Here is a 17713-nt window from a genome sequence, read left to right on the forward strand (position 1 = left end):
TTTTTTAGCTTGTGGATTTTTGCATCGCAGCGTATCAAGTGAGTGTTCGACGTTTTTACGTCGATGCCCTTCCTGGGCGTTTCCTCCCTGTAGACTTAGCCGCGCTCGTGTAGCGCGGCTTTTTTTTGGCCGAATACGTCCCTTGTACCAACAGCCGAAGATGCTGGCCGCATCCGGCCGTTGAAGAAACGAGACTGTCTCATATGTGTCAGTGACATGAGACAGTCTCGAAAGGCATACCAAGAGTCATTTTCAATGACCCTTGGGATTACCTTCGCTTCAGCCCGTGGATGACCGCCGCGACCGCCACGCGCATCCGCTCGGCCTGCGGGCTGAGGGTCAGGGACGCCTCATCCATGTACAGCCCGCGGTTCAGCTCGATCTGCAACGCCTCCACCCCCTTGTGCGGCCGGGCGTAGCGTTCCAGCGTATAGCCCCCGGCAAAGGGATGGTTGTGCGCCACGCGGAAACCGTGCGCCTCAAACACCTGCCGCACAAAGGCCGTCAGATCCGCTGCACAGGCCTCACCGTGCAGGTCCCCCAGCACAATGTCGGCCAGTCTGGCCGAAGACGCCGCGCCCGGCGCGCCCTTCAGCGTGCCCGACGGCATGGAGTGCCAGTCGATCAGCGTTACCCGTCCATGCGCCGATTTCGCCTCGGTCAGCACCTCGGTCAGGGCCCGGTGATAGGGGGTATGCACCGCCTCAAGCCGTTGCACCGCTTCGTCATAGGCGATCGGCTGAGCATGAATCTCCCGCCCGCCCGACAGGCAGCGCGGAATGACGCCGTAACCCGAGCGCACGCGCAGCGACTGACTGAGCGCCCCTTTCGGCAGGGCACCGCGGATCAGGCGCGGGTCTAGCTCCAGCGGATGACGGTTCACATCGACATAGGCGCGGCTATAATTGGCGCGGACGGCCCACACGCCTTCCAGCGCCTCAAACCCGACCAGCGCATCAACAAAGGCGTCTTCGGTCATGCGCAGGTGCGGCGCGTCATAGCGCGCGGCCGCCACAAAAGCCTCCGGCAGGTACGCCCCGGAATGCGGCAGGCCGAAGACCAGCCCGCTGCCGCTCACCGCCGGGCGGCGCACATCGACGGCAGGAACGGTCTGAGCTGGGGATGAACGGTCGGGCATTAAACCCGTGATAAGACAATTCTGCGCTGTCTTCACCCCTAATTTACACCTGAGCCCTAATCATCTACTCTCAGACGAAACGGGGCCCCTTTCCCACAGGACCGGGATTAATGACCAAGATTCTCCTCGCGGAAGACGAAAATTCCGTGCGCAGCTTCCTGACGCGCGCCCTTCAGCGCGCCGGCTATGATGTCGTGAGCTGCCCCGATGGCGACAGCGCCATCGAAGCCCTCGATCAGGGGCCGTATGACCTGCTGCTGACCGACATTGTGATGCCCGGCGCCGATGGTATCGAAGTGGCCAAGGTCGCCTCGCAGCGCCAGCCGGGCCTCAAGATCATGTTCATCACCGGCTTTGCCGCCGTGGCGCTCAATGCGCAAAAGGCCTCCCCCGAAGCCAAGGTCCTCGAAAAGCCGGTGCATCTACGCGAAATCGTGACCGAAGTCGAGCGCCTGATCGCTGCCTGACGGGCCAGTGCGGGCGGCCCGCGCAGGTTTTAAGTGGCGCTAACGCTTCGCTCCCTGAGCGCGGGCGAAATCGTCACCAAAGTCGAACGCCTGATCGCCGCCTGAGGGGTTAGGTTACGCGGTCTATATTATACCTCCCCACCTCTGGTAGGGAGAGTGACCGCACGAACCGCCAAAGGCGGTGATCAGACCGCCGATGCGGATGCGGTGGTGGGGGCTCTTTCAGCCCACGCCGCCCTTTCGCACACTTTCCACATTTTTGATCGCAAAAGCCCTTGCCACCGCCATTTTCGGCGGCTATACACCCGCTCCTCGCACCGGCACAGCGTTGCCGAACACAATTGTGGACTCGTAGCTCAGCGGGAGAGCACTACGTTGACATCGTAGGGGTCACAGGTTCAATCCCTGTCGGGTCCACCATTTCCTTCATTTTTCCAAAACATCGAAAATGTTTTTCGGTTTGAGCTCAAAGGCTTCGCCTTTGGTGCCGCGTAGGCTGCGCTCCCGCTTGGTCGCTGGTCGCTTCGCGCCTTTTCCACATACGCTTATGGGCCCGCCACAATCCTAGGCACTGTGTGTCAGGCGCACGCCGCTTCGCCCGTGTAACCTTTTCCCCGCCCCTTTCGTACTCGCCTTGGCGCGCCGCGCCCAACGCCTGCTGCCACAAACAGGTCAGCCGTAGGCGCAGTCTGACGCCGCGAATTTAAAACTTACATTCGACACCGATATAGTCAGCGGCACCGTGCGCAACGGGGGAGATTGAGATGGACGGCCACAGCCACCCGACCACGGGACGCCCGCTTTGTACTGACGCTTCGCAGAGCCCCTGCGACCGGCGTTACTCTGAGGTGCGGGCCGCGACCTTGCGTCTTGCTGCGCCCCTGTCGGCGGAGGACATGGTCGTGCAGTCCATGCCCGACGCCAGCCCGGCCAAGTGGCATCTGGCGCACACCACCTGGTTCTTTGAGACGTTTCTGCTCAGTCTCCGCCCCGGCTATGCGCCGTTCGATCCGCACTACGGCTATCTGTTCAACTCCTATTACGAAGCCAAGGGGGCGCGTCAGCCGCGCGCCCAGCGCGGTGTCCTCACCCGACCGACCCTGAGCGATATCCTGGCCTATCGTCAGCACGTGGATCATCATATGCGCGACCTGATCGCCGCCGGGCTCGATGCCGAGAGCGAGGCCCTGCTGGCGCTCGGTCTGGCGCACGAGGAGCAGCATCAGGAACTGCTGCTGATGGACATTTTGCACCTGTTCAGCCTGTCGCCGATGGCCCCGGCCTATGATCCCGCCTTTGTTGCCGACGCCCCGGCGGGCGAGGCCCGGTTTATCTCTTGCGCCGGGGGGCTGGTCGAGATCGGCGCGACCGGCGACGGGTTTGCCTTCGATAATGAGCGGCCGCGCCATAAGGTCTGGCTGGAGCCCTATCAGATCGCCGATCGGCTGGTGCGCAATGGCGACTGGCTGGCCTTTATGCACGACGGCGGCTATGCGCGGCCGGAGCTGTGGCTGTCCGATGGCTGGGCCCGCGTGCAGGCCGAGGGCTGGCGCGCCCCCCTTTACTGGCGGCCGGACGGCGAGCAGTGGCAAGACTTCAGCCTGCGCGGCCTGCACCCGGTCAATCCGGACGCCCCCGTCACGCACATCAGCTTCTACGAGGCCGATGCTTTTGCCCGCTGGGCCGGAGCGCGTCTGCCGACCGAGGCCGAATGGGAGGCCGCCGCGCGTCAAGGCCTTTTGCAGCAGGTGGATGACGTCGCCTGGCAATGGACGGCCAGCGCCTATCTCGGCTATCCGGGCTTTCGTCCGGGCGCGGGTGCCGTCGGCGAATATAATGGCAAGTTCATGAGCGGGCAGATGAGCCTGCGCGGCGGCAGCGCCTTTACGCCTGGCGGTCATGCGCGCGCCACCTATCGCAACTTCTTCGCGCCGGAAAAGCGCTGGGTGCGCGCGGGTCTGCGTCTGGCGCGCGATCAGACCGCCGCAGAGAGCCGCGATGAGGGCTTCGCGGCCGATGTGATCGCCGGTCTGTCGGCACAGCCCAAATCCCTTTCGCCCAAGTATTTTTACGATGCGGCAGGCTCCGAGTTGTTTGAGGCCATCTGCCGCACGCCGGAATATTACCCGACGCGCACCGAAACGCGCCTGTTGCACGACATTGCCGATGCGCTGGTGGCGGGCTGGACCGCCGAAACCGTGCTGGTCGAATTTGGCAGCGGGGCCAGCGACAAGACGCGGACTCTGCTCGATGCCTGCCCGGCCCTGCGCACCTATGTGCCCATCGACATTAGCCCGGACGCCTTGCACGCGGCGACGGCGCGGCTGCAAAGCACCTATCCGCATCTGAATGTCGTGCCGCTGTTGGGTGATTTCACGCAGGCCCTGCCCCGGCCCGACGCCCTTGAAAACAGGCCGTGCGTCGGCTTCTTCCCCGGCTCGACCATCGGCAACTTCAGCCCGGACGAAGCGCGCGAGCTGCTGCGGGCCTTCCGGCACCTGCTGGGGGCAGGGGCGCAACTGATCGTCGGTGCCGATATGGTCAAGGACGCAGCCACGCTGCACGCCGCCTATGATGATGCCGAAGGCGTGACGGCGGCCTTCAACAAAAACCTGCTGGTGCGGATGAACCGCGAATTGCAGGGGGATTTCGACCTTGACGCCTTCGCGCATCTGGCCCTGTGGAACGCTGAGCGCGCCCGGATTGAAATGCATCTGGTCAGCCGCCGCGATCAGCGCGTGGCCGTCGCCGGGCAGAGTTTCACGTTTGCGGCGGGCGAACGTCTGCATACGGAAAATGCTCATAAGTTCACGCCGGACAGCTTCGCCGCCCTGTGCCATGACGCCGGATGGACGGTCGCGCATCAGTGGATCAGCCCGGCTCCGGCCTTCGGCCTTTTCGTACTGTCCTGAGCCGCCCGCCGGGCCAGGCCAGATATTTACGCAGCGGCACTTGAGCTTTGGCCTCAGGCGGCCTACACAGATAATTGCCCCGTACACGGACATTTATCAGGACCACTCCGCTTGGATCAGCACACGCCGCCCGCGACTCAGTTTGGGGCCCTCCCCTTTCGTGAGACGCGCGGGGGCGAGGTCGAGTTTCTGCTGATCACCTCACGCGGCAGCGGGCAGTGGATCATCCCCAAGGGCAAGCCGATTCCCGACCTGACACCACAGGAAACGGCGGCGCGCGAAGCCTTTGAGGAGGCCGGTATTCTGGGTGAGGTCGATCCGCACCCCATCGGACGCTTTGCCTATGTGAAGGATCAGGGTCAGCCCACGGCACAGTTCATCCCGGCGGTTGAGGTGTTTGCCTTGCGGGTGACGCAGCAACTGACGCTGTGGCCGGAAATGGGTCAGCGCAGCATGGTGTGGCTGACGCCGGAACAGGCCCTGCACGCCATCGAAATCGAATCCTTGCGCAAGATTGTGCGGCGGTTCGCCAACCGCTTTCCCAAGGCACGCTGACCCCCTTACTGCGGCATATCCGTCAGCAGGATCAGGTCGGACGGTTCCGGAATGCGCTGTTGCGGCAGGTCACGATGGGGCGGCAGGGCCTGCCAGACCAGCGTATAGACGCGCCCGTCCGGGCCGGTCGTTTGCGCGGTCTGAACGCGGGTGACATCCGTGCCCCCGAGGCGCGCCGCCGCACGGGCATTGAGGCTTTCGACCTGGCGTTCCGCGATCGGCGTCAGGGTGCGGGCATCGACGACAAATTCCAGCGCCTGACCCAATCGCGTCACCGGCACGATCAACTGACCGGCGGGACCGGGCCGCGCCCCTTCGACGAATAATTCACTGTTGAGCGACCCGCCGCCTTTGAAGTCCCAGCGGTAGTCGGTCCAGGCACTTATCTGTTGGCGGTTCCACTTCTTGCCTTCACGGCGCGCCAGCCAGATCTGCGTGTTCCCGGCGGCGTCGTATTTGTGGTAGGTGATGGTCACGCGCTTATCGGCATCGAAGCCAATGACCGTGTTGTTGTTGATCATGCCGCCTTTGACAGGCACCGGATCGACGATTTCGGCGTCCTTCAGCCGGATCGGCAGCGGGAGCGGCGCGCCGTCGGCCTTTTCCCAGTGGATCAGGTCGCGGCTGCGCGCATAGGACAGCTCGTGATTGGTTTCGGCCATCGGACTGTCGCGCCACACCCAGGTGATGTGAAACCATCCGTCCGGCCCCGCTACCGGCCCGACGAAATAGGCGTTGCGCTGCCCCTCGCCATCGACCAGCGGGGCCGAGGTCAGAGCCGACCAGCACCAGGCGGCCTCGTCATAGACCGTATAGACTTCGTTGCCGCGCCCGCTGGAGCCATCGCGGTACTTATAGACCAGCCGCCCTTCGGCATTGTGCAGAAAGACTGGATAGGTCATCTGCGACTCCCGCGCGGCATCGACCATCACCGGCACCCGCTTCAGCGTGCGGACATCGCCCGACGCATCGCTGCGGAAATAGGTCAGCGGATCGACGTGCATATTGCCCGCCACGTGCAGGGCACCCGACCGGTCAAGCGCCATGGCGACAGAATTATGGCTGTCCCAGCCGAGCCAGGTATCGACCTTGTGATAGATCCAGTGCGCCGCATTGTTCAGCGGGCGCTGCGCCACCGTCAGTTGCCGGTTGGCATCGTAATAGGCGACATAGAGATGCGTCTTTGACACCGCCATGGCAAAGCGCACGCTGTGGCCCGCCCACACGCGGTCAATGGCTTCGGGGGGATTTGTGGTCTGCGCCGTTGCCGCGGTGAGGAGGCTCAGGCCGACAAGCCCCATGCTCAGCGCCCGGATAACGGCTCTGCGCATGGCTCAGGCCCGCGGCAGCGGATCGGCGAGGGTGGAGCTTTCCAGCACACGCGCCATGGCGTCGCGCGCCGCCAGCAGGACCAGACGCAACTGACAATCATCCGGGGTCGGACAATCTTCACAGCGGGCATAGGCGGTGCGCGAGGCGCAGGGCGTCAGGGCCAGAGGCCCGTCGATCAGGCGAATCAGGTCGGCCATGCTGATCATGTCCGACGGTCGCGCCAGCATGTAGCCGCCCGAACGGCCGCGCTTTGACATCAGGAAGCCTTCGCGGCGCAGTTCGAGCAGTATGCCTTCGAGAAAGTGCAACGGGGCCTTGATCCGTTCGGCCAGTTCGCCCGCCTGAACCGTCTGACCGGCAGGGATACGGGCCATTTCCTGCATGGCGCGAATGGCGTATTTGGCACGCTGAGACAACATGGCGGCGGGGTAACCTGTATTTTTATGTTTCGTATCGGCGTCTTAGCACGAACCCGGTTACGAAAGCCATAAGTCCGAAACCCTATCTGGGCCCGGCGCGCTCTTCGGCGGCAAAGTCATAGACGCGGATGCCGTCCTTTTCCGGCGGGGGTTCGCGCCACACGCGGCGCTTCATGGCGCGTTCGGCATCCACCCGCCCCGACGCCCAGTGCTCGTTCATGGTCAGGCGTGAAAACTCATAGTCTTTGGATTGGCCGTGATCGCCCGCCCCGGAATTGATCAGATGGACCAGCGAGACGCGAAAATGCGCCGCCCTGGCGTAGCAGGCGGCCACGGACGGCTCGGCCTGCACCTCCGGCGGCAGTCTTTCGTACATGTGCCGGATCGACTGACGCAGGCGATAGCGCTCCAGAAAGGCATCGGTATTGAGGCGCGTGCGGCTGGAATAGGTGATATCCTTGACGCGGCCATAGACCTCATCCAGCGTTTTGGGCACCTCACCGCGCGACGAAAACAGGTCCATCTGAAAAACCAGCGTGTCGCCATCCAGCCCCGCCGGCGCTTCGTGCAGCACATAGGTCAGGGGCGTGTTGGAGACGACACCGCCATCCCAGTAGGCTTCGCCGTCAATGGTCACCGCCGGAAAGCCGGGCGGCAGAGCCCCCGACGCCATGATGTGTTCCGGCGTGATCGGTGTCAGATGGCTGTCGAAATAGACCGAATTGCCCGTGCGCACATTGACCGCCCCGACACTGAGGCGCACCTCCCCCCCGTTCAGCCGGTCAAAATCGACGTGCTGCAACAGGGTGTCACGCAAGGGCGACACGTCGTAAAAGCTGGTTTCCGACGGCAGGGCCCACGGCGCGAAAAAGGGCGTCAGGGCGGCGGGACGGAAGAAGCCGGGCACGCCGTTCAGCGCGCTCATATAGCCGCTCCATTGCCGAAAAGCGCTTTTCAGCCACGGATTATAGCCGCTCAGCGTGTCCGCCGGGCTCTCAGAGGTGATCTGCGCCCAGAAGGACCGCAGCTTTTCGACGCGATTGTCCGGCGCATTGCCGGCGATAATGGCGGCATTGATGGCACCGATTGAGACCCCGGCCACCCAGTTGGGCCGGACCCCGCCGGCGTGCAGCACCTCATAGGCCCCGCCCTGATAGGAACCGAGCGCCCCGCCCCCCTGAAGCACCAGTACCGTCTGATCATAGGCCGCGCCGGGATTGGTAACGGCTTCGGCGGCGGCAAAATCGTGACGGCTTTGATCCATAAGAGGCAGCTCCGGACGCTTACTATGACTTTATGTACCGGAATCCGGCCCCGCGCATCATTTTTACGGCACTTCACACAAATCTGAAGGTCTCAGGCCGGGCCCCGGCGCAGAGTCGTGCCGTGTAATACCAAGGGTCATTGAAAATGACTCTTGGTATACTTTTCGAGAATTTTTCATGTCATTGACACATATGAGAAATTCTCGAGTTTCAACGGCCGGAGGCGGTCTGCCTCTTCGGCCGTTGGTATAAACCGTGCAGCCTTTGGCAAGGCATCACGGGCGCGTGGCGAAAACGAGGCGATTTAAGGCTTTGGTTAAGCCTTAAGGTTAATCTGCGCCTACGGCCCCCCTGTTTTTTGGGCGCGAATTTCGGTCAGATTGAATCGAAATTCCGCTCTAACCTTTTGTTTTGTCGCGCATTTGATTCCGAAAGCCGTTGCACACTTTTCGGAATGCGCTCTAAGCCCGCAAAGGATAGCCTTCATGCGTCTGCCCGCCCTTCTCGCCGCCGTAGCCCTCGGCGCCCTTACCGCCACCGCCGCTACGGCCCAGAACAGCCCTGTCGCCGTCGATGTGCATGGCGGCACCACCGGCGTCGGTATCGGTGCGCGTTACAAGCTGAACGACACTTTTGTGCTGCGCGCCGATTACGACGTGCTGAAGCACAGTGACGACTTCAATTCGGACGACGTCAACTATAATGGCGAGCTGGACTTCAAGCCCTTCACCTTTGCCGTTGACGTCCACCCCTTCCGTAATTCCTTCTTTGTGTCCGGCGGCTATGTAACCGGTGATCGCAATGTGAAACTCGACGCGCGTCCGACCGGCACCACCAATATCGGTGGCGTGCCCTTCACCCCGGCGCAGATCGGCACGCTGCGCGCGCAGGCCGATATGGGCGACGGTGCCCCGTTTGTCGGGCTGGGCTTCGACAACACCTTCAGCTCGGATGGCCGGTTTGGCTTCCGCGTTCTGGCCGGGGCTGTGCTGGGCGATGACCCCAGCGTGACCCTGACCTCGGACGGCACCTATGCCAATGACCCGGCCTACAAGGCGGCGCTGGAAAAGGAACGTCAGGAGCTTCAGAACGACGTCAAGGACGCCAAGACGTGGCCCGTCCTGCAACTGGGCCTGACCGTTAAATTCTGATCGGGCTGAGTGACGGCAGAAACAAAAAAAAAGGCGGTCCTTTGCGGGACCGCCTTTTTCACTTCAGATCATAAACAACGCAGGTCTGCACCTGAACCCGATACAGCGGCGGCGTTTGAATAAAGGCATTTTCCGCCGCGCGGGCTTCGAGGGTTGGGGCCCGGCTCCCGGATACCACGACATCAGCCGTATCCGCTGTGGCTCGTTTCATGTTCATCGAGGTTTGCAGACGCGGTGCGTCGTCGTCCTCGTGCGTGTCACGCCCCAGAATATCGGCGCGGCAGGCGCGGCCCGAAGGGTCGATCAGACGAATAGAACCCAGCGTGCTGCCCGTGGCCTCGACGGCGCCTTGCGCCCGTGCCGCCGCATCGCGCGCGGCCTCATTGCGCAGCCGGTCCCGCAGGGCATTGTCGGGCTGCAAGGCAAAGGCCACGCGATCCACCTGCGTCGGGGCGGCCGCCAGAACCAGCGCGTAGACCGGCTCCAGCACGGCCATATCGCGCACCTCAACCCGCAGGGTCAGGTTGGCGTCATAGCCCCGGATCTTGTCGCCGCGGACATTGGCGATTTGCCGCCCGTCCTTGTCGCGATACTGCTCGTAAAAGGCCTGCACCGCAAAGTCAGTCCTGACACGCACCGCCTCCGCAGGGCGCTGCCGCAGGGCGGAGATCAGGGTTTCGGCCTGCGCGACCGCCTGACGCTGCGCCTCGCTGGCCGTCTTGCCCGTGCCCTTGAACCGGGCGGCGAAGGTGGCGCGATTGGCCTCGACCTCCGTCTCTGCATAGCCGGACTGCGGCAGCACCGCACGTTCCATCCACCACGGCGCGGCGTCAAAGCGATCGGCGCTTTCGACCGGCTTTACAGGCGGCGCGGCCTCGGCCCCGGCCGCCAGCAGCGGCAGGGCGCACAGGCCTATCCACACGCGGCGCATCAGTTCAGCCCATAAACAACGCAGGCCTGCGCCGTCAGTTCATTCAGCGGCGGGGCCTGAATAAAGGCATTCTGCGCGGCCTTGGCTTCGAGTTGCTCCACCGCGCTGCCACGAGCCGACATCTCCATAACGGGCGCGGGCGGCGGTGGCGGCGGGGCCATCGCATAGGCCACCGTCGTCGGCTCAAAATCCTGCCCGCCGCGCGGTTCCCCCCGCGCCAGAATATCCGTCTGACAGGCGCGACCCGTCGGGTCGATCACCTTGACCGCCCCCAGCTTGCCGCCCGCGGCTTCGGCAGCCTGACGCGCCCGGCGCGCCGCGTCCTTCACCGCCTCATTGTACAGCCAGGTCTTGGTGGCGTTATCGGGTTCCAGCGAGAAATAGACCGGCTGCGACGCCGTGGGCGACGCGGCCAGCACCAGCGCATAGGCGCGTTCCAGCGTCCGCAGATCATAGACCTTTACATCAAGGCCCATGCTGACCTGATAGGCTTCGATCTTGTCGCCGCGCTGGTTTTCGATGCGGTTGCCTTCCTTGTCGCGGTACTGCTCATAGAGGACGCGCATGGAGAAAGAGGTGTTGACGCGTACCGCGTCCTTGCCCAGCTTTTTCAGCGCATCGGTCAGGGCGCGCGTCTGCGCCACGGCCTTTTGCTGCGCCTCATCCGCCGTCTTGCCCACGGCGAGGAAGGAGGCCGAAAAATTAGCGCGGTTGGCGTCGATTTCGGTGCGCACATAGCCCGTCTGGGTGATGACCGGTGTCTTCATCCACCACGGCGCGCGGTCGTAGTCCGAGGCCTGATAATTATTGGTCGTCGTCTGAGCGACCGCCCCCCCGGCCACGGCCAGCAGAGCCATACCCAACACCCATTTACGCATAGTCGTCTCCCTGAATAGCGATGATTTTGACAGGCTGATGCCCTATTGCGGCTGATTTACGACGCCGGTTTGAAGGCGTCGGCTTGTTTTTGGCCTTCAACCTTCTGATCGGGCGTCAGCCGGCTTTCAATAAAAGGAACCGCTTCACGCGCTTCGGATACGGCGGCACTTCCCTTCGGTCCCTTGCGGGCCAGAAGCGCCCATTTATAGGCCACAGCCAGGTCCTTTTTCACGGCCATACCGTTAAAGTACAGCATACTCAGGCGGATTTGCGCGTCGGCGTTTCCGCGATCCGCCGCGCGATTGAAATAGCTGATTGCTTTGGGCTGATCACCGGTGTTGTAAAACAGATAAGCCATATCGGTGAGGCATTGCGTATCACCGCGATCAGCGCATTTAATCAGCCAGAGCTTTGCCCCCTCGCGGTCGCCCGCACTATTGAGCCTCTGTCCCCACGCCTTTTCTGCGGCCTTGTCGCCCGCTTGCGCAGCTTCGCGCAACAGACGCTCGCCTATTTCGACGTCTTTTGGAACACTACCGCGTCCCGTCAGGTAAAATTCGGCCAGCTTGCGTTTGATGTCAGGCGAAGGGGCTTTTACTGCCTTATAAAGGGCGAAGGCCTTATCGCGGTTGGCGACGCCTTTATCGTCATTGTACAGGTCGGCCAGTGCGATCTGCGCGTCCATATGACCTTGCGCGGCGGCTTTTTCGTACCAGCCTGAGGCGCGATCCGCGTCATCTATCCCCCCTCGACGCTTGTCATAGGGTAGACCACTGAGATACTGCGCCTGCGCGTCCCCGGTGTTTGCCTTGATAAAGGTGACCCACTCGTTTTCACCGGTCGGCCCGGTCTTGCCCGTGAAAAACACCCCTGCGGCCACCGCCACCACCAGAATAACCGGCAGCAGCACATACCAGGCACGGACTCCACCCGTCGATTTACGCATATATTACCCCCCTTATGGGTCAGAGGTTCAGGCATAGCACAGACAGAGGCGGTGAGAAGCCTCAGTCTTTTCGCCGCAGATCGAGCGTCATCGGGTAGTCCGGGTTGATATGCAGGGCCGGCACGCGCACGCGGCCCGGCGTATGGGTTGGGGCCTCAAAGCGCGACAGGCGGCGCCCCTCAGCCTCGTTCTCATTCAGCGGCAACTGCTCGTAATTGCGCCCGCCGGGGTGCATGACGTGATAGCGGCAGCCGCCGACCGAGCGTTCCAGCCGCGTGTCGATCACATCGAACTGCAGGGGCGTATTGACGGGCAGGTTGGGGTGCAGGCTCGACCACGGGGCCCAGGCCTTATAGCGCACACCGGCCACCTGAATATGGGCGTCGCGCGTCGGGTGCAGCGGCAGGCGACGGCCATTACAGGTGACGACGTGCTGATCACCTACCGCGCCGGACAGCACCACCTCCATGCGCTCGACCGAGGAATCGACGCCGCGCGACGTGCCGCCGCCGGACGGCTCCTCACCCATCACCGGCCACGGCTCCAGCCCAGCGCGCAACTCCAGCGTCAGGCCGCCGATCTGCACACTGCCCAGTGACGGGAAGCGGAAGTCGAAGAAGGGAATGAACCAGTCGCGGCTGAAGGCATAGCCGTGGCTTTTCAGAAAATCGAGCACTTCATGGAGATCTTCACGCACCTGATGGCCTAGCATAAAGCGGTCATGCAACTGCGTGCCCCAGCGCACCAGCTTCCCCGTATAGGGCTTTTTCCAGAAGACGGCGATCAGGGCGCGAATCAGCAGCGCCTGAATGAGGTTCATCTGCGGATGCGGCGACATCTCAAAGCCGCGCATTTCAAGCAGACCCAGCCGCCCGCGGTCCGAATCCGGCGAATAGAGCTTGTCGATGCAGAATTCCGCCCGGTGCGTATTGCCGGTCAGATCGACCAGCAGGTTACGCAGCAGCCGGTCCACCAGCCACGGGGCCTGTTCCGCCTCGCCCTTGGGCAGGTTGGACAGGGCGATTTCCAGCTCATAGAGCGACTCGTGGCGCGCCTCGTCGATGCGCGGCGCCTGAGAGGTCGCCCCGATATACAGACCCGAAAACAGGTACGATAGGCTGGGGTGGTTCTGCCAGAAGCGGATCATCGAGCCCAGCAGGTCGGGACGGCGCAAAAACGGCGAATCCTCCGGCTTCTGCGCCCCCATGACGATGTGGTTGCCACCACCCGTGGCGACGCGCTTGCCGTCGATCAGGAACTTGTCAGCGACCAGCCGCGCCAGACGCGCCTCCTCATAAACCGTAGTGATGATGCCTTTCAGCTCGTCCCAATCGCGCGCCGGCTGGATATTGACCTCGATGACGCCGGGGTCGGGCGTTACGCTTAAGGACTCGATGCGGTGGTCGCGCGGCGGGCCGTAGCCTTCGATGACCACCGGTACCTTGAGGTGCGTAGCCACCGCTTCGATGGCCGAAATCAGCTCGAAATAGTGCTCGGCATAGGCGGTCGGCGGCAGGAAGAGAAACAACTTACCGTGCCGCACCTCGGCGCACAGGGCCGAGCGCACCAGACCATTGGGCCCGGCCCAGCGTTGCGGATCGCCTACCGTGCCGATAGCCCTGGCAAAGCGCGGCACAAGAGCCTGCGCCTCCGGCAGGGCCTCGGTCGGCGCGAAGGGCGAGCGCGGCGGGAAGAGATGCGCGTCTACCTCAACCTGATCAACAAACGGCAGCGCCCCCAGCGGCAGGCGCAAACCGACCGGCGAGTTGCCGGGCAAAAGCATCATCTTCTCGGTGCGGAAACGCCACGGGTTCGACATCCAGCCGTCGAAACGCGCCGAGTACTGCAAGGGCAGGACGAAACCGGTCGGCTGGCCCAGATCGTTGTCCAGAAGGGCCTGAAGCCGCTTGCGCTCCGTCGCCTCATAGACATCGGCCTTCAGCATCTCGCCCTCAAGCGGCAGGCGCTGCTCCTTCCACAGGTGGTACGGAATGTCCTCATAGGCGTCAATGACGAGGCCTTCGTGCAGGCCCAGCGCCCCGGCCAGCGTGCGCAGGAAGGTGCGCGCCGTCAACTGCGGCTCATGCGCAGCGGCTTCTGGGTCGATCAGCAGGTCCGCATTGAGCCAGAAGGGCTTACCGTCCAGCCGCCAAAAGGCGTTCATCGCCCAGCGCGGCAGGATTTCACCCGGATACCACTTGCCCTGTGCGTGCTGCGCCAGCGCGCCTTTGGCAAAGCGCGCCGACAGGCGTTTGAACAGGTCGAAACCCAGTTTCTTCTTGGTGTCAGACAGGGCCGTAAAATGCCACTCATCGCCTGTGCGGTCGTCCAGCGACACGAAGGTCGGCTCGCCGCCCATGGTCAGGCGCACATCCTGCGCCGTCAGGGCCTTATCGACCTTATGCCCCAATGCGTCGATGCGCTGCCATTCGCCGTCCGTATAGGGTTGGGTGACGCGACGCGATTCATAGACGCGCGTCACCCCCATCTCATAGCTGAACTGCGACTGCGCCGGTTCGTGCGCGCCGGTGATGGGGGCCGCCGAGGTTGGGTTGGGGGCGCAGCAGAGCGGGATATGGCCTTCGCCGGTGAACATACCCGACGTCGGATCAAGCCCGATCCAGCCGGCACCGGGCAGATAGACCTCGTACCAGGCGTGCAGGTCGGTGACATCCTCGCTGACGCCCGACGGGCCGTCCAGCGATTCGACATCGGCCTTGAGCTGGATCGAATAGCCAGAGACAAAGCGCGTGGCGAACCCCTTGTGGCGCAGGGCCTGACAGGCCAGCCATGCCATGTCGCGGCACGAGCCCTGAAGCAGGGTCAGGGTTTCGGCCGAGGTTTGTACCCCCGGCTCCATGCGCAGGGTGTAGTTGAGGTGCGCATTGACCTTCTGATTGAAGGCGACCAGAAAATCGACCGTCCCCCACTTTTCGCCCGTCGCCGGGTTAAGGTCCGGCATGGACCGCACAAACTCCATCAGCAGGGCGTCGCGTTCCTTGATCTCCAAGTAGGGCGTCAGTTCCTCTTTGAGCGACTCCGCATAGCTGAACGGATAGTGGGTCGCCGTGTCTTCGAGGAAAAAGTCGAACGGATTGAAAACCTTGATTTCAAGGACCAAATCGACCTCAACGCGAAACTGCGCCACCTTGTCCGGAAAGACGATACGTGCCAGCCAGTTGCCAAAGGGGTCCTGCTGCCAGTTGATGAAGTGGTTTTCCGGCTCGACTTTCAGCCGGTAAGACTGCACGTGAGCGCGGGTATGCGGGGCGGGCCGCAGCCGGATGACCTGCGGCCCCATGCCGATCGGCCGCTCATAACGGTAGTCAGTAACGTGATGCAGCGCCGTCAGTATGGTCATTCACTCATCCAGTCTTACACCCTCCCTGCTCTGGCAGGGAGAGATGGCAGTCTTACACCTCCCTGCACCGGCAGGGAGAGGTGGTAAATATCCTGCGACCTGTAATCTACAGAATCGCCGGGCCGCTTGAGGGCCCCCACCACCGCATCTCGCGCTTCGCGCCTCGTGCGGTCCCCCTCCCCAGCTAGCTGGGAGGTATGATGTGAGAGGCTTCGTTTCAATCCGTCAGCTTACGTCCGCTTTCCCCACAAAATCACGTCACAGAACTGTAACGAAGACAAAAAAAATGTGTAACTCTGATACGGCACGGCATATGGACAAGTCCCGGCCAAGGCCGTTTAGTTTTCTGTGAGCGAGAAGGACCACCCGTTGTTCAGCGATATTTCGAGCGACATCTTTGCGTTTAGTTTCGACGGCTTAAGTTCGCCGCTCATCGACCTGAAGTTTCGCACCGGCCCGCAAAAGGGCGACCATACGCTCGGCTGGGGTCTGGCATGGTACCCGGCGGATAATAAGGCCGCAATGGTGGCCAAGGACCCGGCGGCCAAGGACACCGTCTCGCTCAAAGGGGCGATGAGCGACTGGGAAGGGTTCCGCTCGACCGTCTTCTTCTGCAAGGTGCGCGGCGCGGCCACCGGCTATACCCATCTGGAAACCCAGCCCTTTACCCGCTCCTTTGCCGGTCAGGACTGGGTGTTCATGCACAATGGCAACCTCGACAAGGAAGCCATCAAGGGACTACACCACAACAAGTCGATCTTTCTGGAGCCGCTCGGGCGCACAGACTCAGAGCTGGCTCTGGTCTTCCTGTTGGGCAAGATAGAGGATTACGGCGCGCGCACGCTGGCGGCCATCGACCACAGCGTGCTTCTGAGCTGGTTCCTGCAACTGGATGATCTGGGTTCCGCCGACATGGCCATTTCCGATGGCGTGACCGTGGCGGTCTTCTACGGCTCCAAGTCACAGTCGAGCCTTTATTACAGCCGCATCAAGCCGCCGCACGCCACCGAGGGGTTCCAGTCGGACGCCGCCTCCTTCGCGCTCAACAATCCGCGCGACACCTTCCGCACGGCGGTGGTCTTCGCCTCCTCGCCGTTCGCCTCCGGTAACTGGACGCCGATGCAGGGCGGGCAACTGATCATCGCGCGGCGCGGCGCGGTCATCTGGACCAACAAGAAGGAAGCGCCGTCGAAACTGCCGGTGCCGCCGCAGCAGCCGGACCGCCCGTCGGCCCTGTCTTCGCCCATCCTTCAGGGCGGGCCGCTGGAGAAGATCACCGAGCGCAACGCCCTGTTCGCCAGCGTGCAGGCCCAGTCGCAGCAGGCCTCCATCGTCGCCAAGCTGGCCAGCATGAGCCACGTGCAGTCGAACGTGATCAATGCCCGTTCGGTCACCCACGCCCCGGACGGCAGCCCCCTCACCTACCGGCTTTATGATGTGGTGCATTCGACGGAATACACATATGAGAAGGCCGTTGAACATTCGACCCACACCTTCCGCCTGCTGCCGGTCGAAGATCAGCTTCAGGAGGTCATCCATTCGACTCTGACCATTTCGGCCGAAGGCGAGGATGTGCGCTTTGAGGACGTGTTCGGTAATCAGAACATCCACTATTCGATCATCAAGCCCTACAAGCAACTGACCGTCTCGTGCCGCTCTCTGGTAAAGATTTTTGGACAGGCGCCGGACGATTACGGCCCGGCACAGCGTCAGGCGCGCTTCCCCATTTCGTGGATGCCGTGGCAGCTTCAGGTGATGGAGCCCTATTTGCTGCTGCTCGAAATGCCGGAAACCCAGATTGCCGAACTGCTGGTCTATGCGCGCGCCTTCTCCGAGCGCAATGCCGGTCACGTCATGGACACGCTGAACGACATCAACCTGACCATCTACCGCGACTATCAGTACGTGCCCGGGTCGACCTCGTTTTCGACCACGCCTTTTGATGTCTATGCCAATCGTAAGGGCGTCTGTCAGGACTTCGCCAACCTGTTCATCACGCTGGCGCGGCTTCTCGGCATCCCGGCGCGCTATCGCATGGGCTACATCTTTACCGGGGCCAATTACGAGAACAAGATTCAGTCCGACGCCAGCCACGCCTGGGCCGAGGTCTATATCCCCTATATCGGCTGGCGCGGCTTCGATCCGACCAATGGCTGCCTCGTGTCGCAGGACCATGTGCGTGTGGCGTGTGGGCGCAACTATCTCGATGCGACGCCAACCTCCGGCACCATCTATCGCGGCGGCGGCAAGGAGGAGTTGCGCGTGCAGGTGACGATGAACGAGGTCTATCTATGATAACTCACTTGAGAGTGCCCTTGGCTTCGTCTGCGGTACTTTCAAGTGGAAAAAGACGGTGA

General features: G+C 62.6%; 13 protein-coding genes and 1 tRNA gene. 6 read left to right on the plus strand and 8 right to left on the minus strand.

The window, feature by feature from the left end; all coding sequences use genetic code 11:
- Window positions 1–268: 268 nt before the first annotated feature.
- Window positions 269–1138 carry an N-formylglutamate amidohydrolase gene (locus PQU94_RS10875; protein ID WP_272741486.1) on the minus strand — a complete coding sequence of 290 codons (870 nt, stop codon included), beginning with the start codon at window positions 1136–1138 and terminating at the stop codon, window positions 269–271.
- 110 nt (window positions 1139–1248) lie between these two features.
- Between PQU94_RS10875 and PQU94_RS10880 the strand changes: the two genes are divergently transcribed.
- The 4 genes from PQU94_RS10880 (at window position 1249) to PQU94_RS10895 (ending at window position 5072) form a co-directional block, all read left to right on the plus strand.
- Window positions 1249–1605: a response regulator gene (locus PQU94_RS10880; protein WP_013479366.1), complete on the plus strand. Its 357-nt coding sequence runs from the start codon at window positions 1249–1251 to the stop codon at window positions 1603–1605.
- Between the two features lie 345 nt (window positions 1606–1950).
- A tRNA-Val gene (locus tag PQU94_RS10885) sits at window positions 1951–2025 on the plus strand.
- 344 nt (window positions 2026–2369) lie between these two features.
- A complete protein-coding gene (gene egtB / locus PQU94_RS10890; protein ID WP_272741487.1) occupies window positions 2370–4517 on the plus strand; it encodes an ergothioneine biosynthesis protein EgtB in 2148 nt (715 codons plus the stop codon).
- A 111-nt stretch (window positions 4518–4628) separates the two neighbouring features.
- Entirely contained in the window at window positions 4629–5072 is a 444-nt protein-coding gene (locus PQU94_RS10895; RefSeq protein WP_272741488.1) for an NUDIX hydrolase, read from the plus strand.
- A gap of 5 nt (window positions 5073–5077) precedes the next feature.
- On the opposite strand, the gene PQU94_RS10900 is transcribed toward PQU94_RS10895, so the two are convergent.
- The 3 genes from PQU94_RS10900 to PQU94_RS10910 form a co-directional block, all read right to left on the minus strand.
- Window positions 5078–6403, minus strand: a complete 1326-nt coding sequence (locus tag PQU94_RS10900) for a BNR repeat-containing protein (RefSeq protein ID WP_272741489.1) — start codon at window positions 6401–6403, stop codon at window positions 5078–5080.
- Window positions 6404–6406: 3 nt separating this feature from the next.
- On the minus strand, window positions 6407–6823 hold the full coding sequence (locus PQU94_RS10905) for an RrF2 family transcriptional regulator (RefSeq protein WP_272741490.1): 417 nt from the start codon (window positions 6821–6823) through the stop codon (window positions 6407–6409).
- Window positions 6824–6905: 82 nt separating this feature from the next.
- Entirely contained in the window at window positions 6906–8087 is a 1182-nt protein-coding gene (locus tag PQU94_RS10910; RefSeq protein WP_272741491.1) for a patatin-like phospholipase family protein, read from the minus strand.
- A 486-nt stretch (window positions 8088–8573) separates the two neighbouring features.
- Here PQU94_RS10910 and PQU94_RS10915 point away from each other — a divergent pair, with 486 nt between their 5' ends.
- Window positions 8574–9239 carry a hypothetical protein gene (locus PQU94_RS10915; RefSeq protein ID WP_272741492.1) on the plus strand — a complete coding sequence of 222 codons (666 nt, stop codon included), beginning with the start codon at window positions 8574–8576 and terminating at the stop codon, window positions 9237–9239.
- 58 nt (window positions 9240–9297) lie between these two features.
- Here the strand turns inward: PQU94_RS10915 and PQU94_RS10920 are convergent, their stop codons facing one another.
- The 4 genes from PQU94_RS10920 to PQU94_RS10935 all read right to left on the minus strand — a co-directional run bounded on the left by PQU94_RS10920 (window position 9298) and on the right by PQU94_RS10935 (window position 15356).
- Window positions 9298–10170, minus strand: a complete 873-nt coding sequence (locus PQU94_RS10920) for an SIMPL domain-containing protein (protein ID WP_272741493.1) — start codon at window positions 10168–10170, stop codon at window positions 9298–9300.
- Complete coding sequence (locus tag PQU94_RS10925) at window positions 10170–11048, minus strand: SIMPL domain-containing protein (protein WP_272741494.1); 879 nt, start codon at window positions 11046–11048, stop codon at window positions 10170–10172. Before PQU94_RS10925 ends, PQU94_RS10920 begins: the two co-directional genes overlap by 1 nt.
- A gap of 56 nt (window positions 11049–11104) precedes the next feature.
- On the minus strand, window positions 11105–11995 hold the full coding sequence (locus tag PQU94_RS10930) for a tetratricopeptide repeat protein (RefSeq protein WP_272741495.1): 891 nt from the start codon (window positions 11993–11995) through the stop codon (window positions 11105–11107).
- Between the two features lie 61 nt (window positions 11996–12056).
- Complete coding sequence (locus PQU94_RS10935; RefSeq protein ID WP_272741496.1) at window positions 12057–15356, minus strand: transglutaminase family protein; 3300 nt, start codon at window positions 15354–15356, stop codon at window positions 12057–12059.
- Window positions 15357–15704: 348 nt separating this feature from the next.
- Between PQU94_RS10935 and PQU94_RS10940 the strand changes: the two genes are divergently transcribed.
- On the plus strand, window positions 15705–17651 hold the full coding sequence (locus PQU94_RS10940) for a class II glutamine amidotransferase (RefSeq protein WP_272741497.1): 1947 nt from the start codon (window positions 15705–15707) through the stop codon (window positions 17649–17651).
- Window positions 17652–17713 lie beyond the last annotated feature (62 nt).

The organism is Asticcacaulis currens (assembly GCF_028550395.1).
Classification (GTDB): Bacteria; Pseudomonadota; Alphaproteobacteria; order Caulobacterales; family Caulobacteraceae; genus Asticcacaulis; species Asticcacaulis currens.

Bases quoted from the DNA above. Each gene is read 5' to 3' on its own strand.
- PQU94_RS10875 (WP_272741486.1), bottom strand. From the start codon at position 1,138: ATGCCCGACCGTTCATCCCCAGCTCAGACCGTTCCTGCCGTCGATGTG.
- PQU94_RS10880 (WP_013479366.1), top strand. From the start codon at position 1,249: ATGACCAAGATTCTCCTCGCGGAAGACGAAAATTCCGTGCGCAGCTTC.
- egtB (WP_272741487.1), top strand. From the start codon at position 2,370: ATGGACGGCCACAGCCACCCGACCACGGGACGCCCGCTTTGTACTGAC.
- PQU94_RS10900 (WP_272741489.1), bottom strand. From the start codon at position 6,403: ATGCGCAGAGCCGTTATCCGGGCGCTGAGCATGGGGCTTGTCGGCCTG.
- PQU94_RS10905 (WP_272741490.1), bottom strand. From the start codon at position 6,823: ATGTTGTCTCAGCGTGCCAAATACGCCATTCGCGCCATGCAGGAAATG.
- PQU94_RS10910 (WP_272741491.1), bottom strand. From the start codon at position 8,087: ATGGATCAAAGCCGTCACGATTTTGCCGCCGCCGAAGCCGTTACCAAT.
- PQU94_RS10915 (WP_272741492.1), top strand. From the start codon at position 8,574: ATGCGTCTGCCCGCCCTTCTCGCCGCCGTAGCCCTCGGCGCCCTTACC.
- PQU94_RS10920 (WP_272741493.1), bottom strand. From the start codon at position 10,170: ATGCGCCGCGTGTGGATAGGCCTGTGCGCCCTGCCGCTGCTGGCGGCC.
- PQU94_RS10925 (WP_272741494.1), bottom strand. From the start codon at position 11,048: ATGCGTAAATGGGTGTTGGGTATGGCTCTGCTGGCCGTGGCCGGGGGG.
- PQU94_RS10930 (WP_272741495.1), bottom strand. From the start codon at position 11,995: ATGCGTAAATCGACGGGTGGAGTCCGTGCCTGGTATGTGCTGCTGCCG.
- PQU94_RS10935 (WP_272741496.1), bottom strand. From the start codon at position 15,356: ATGACCATACTGACGGCGCTGCATCACGTTACTGACTACCGTTATGAG.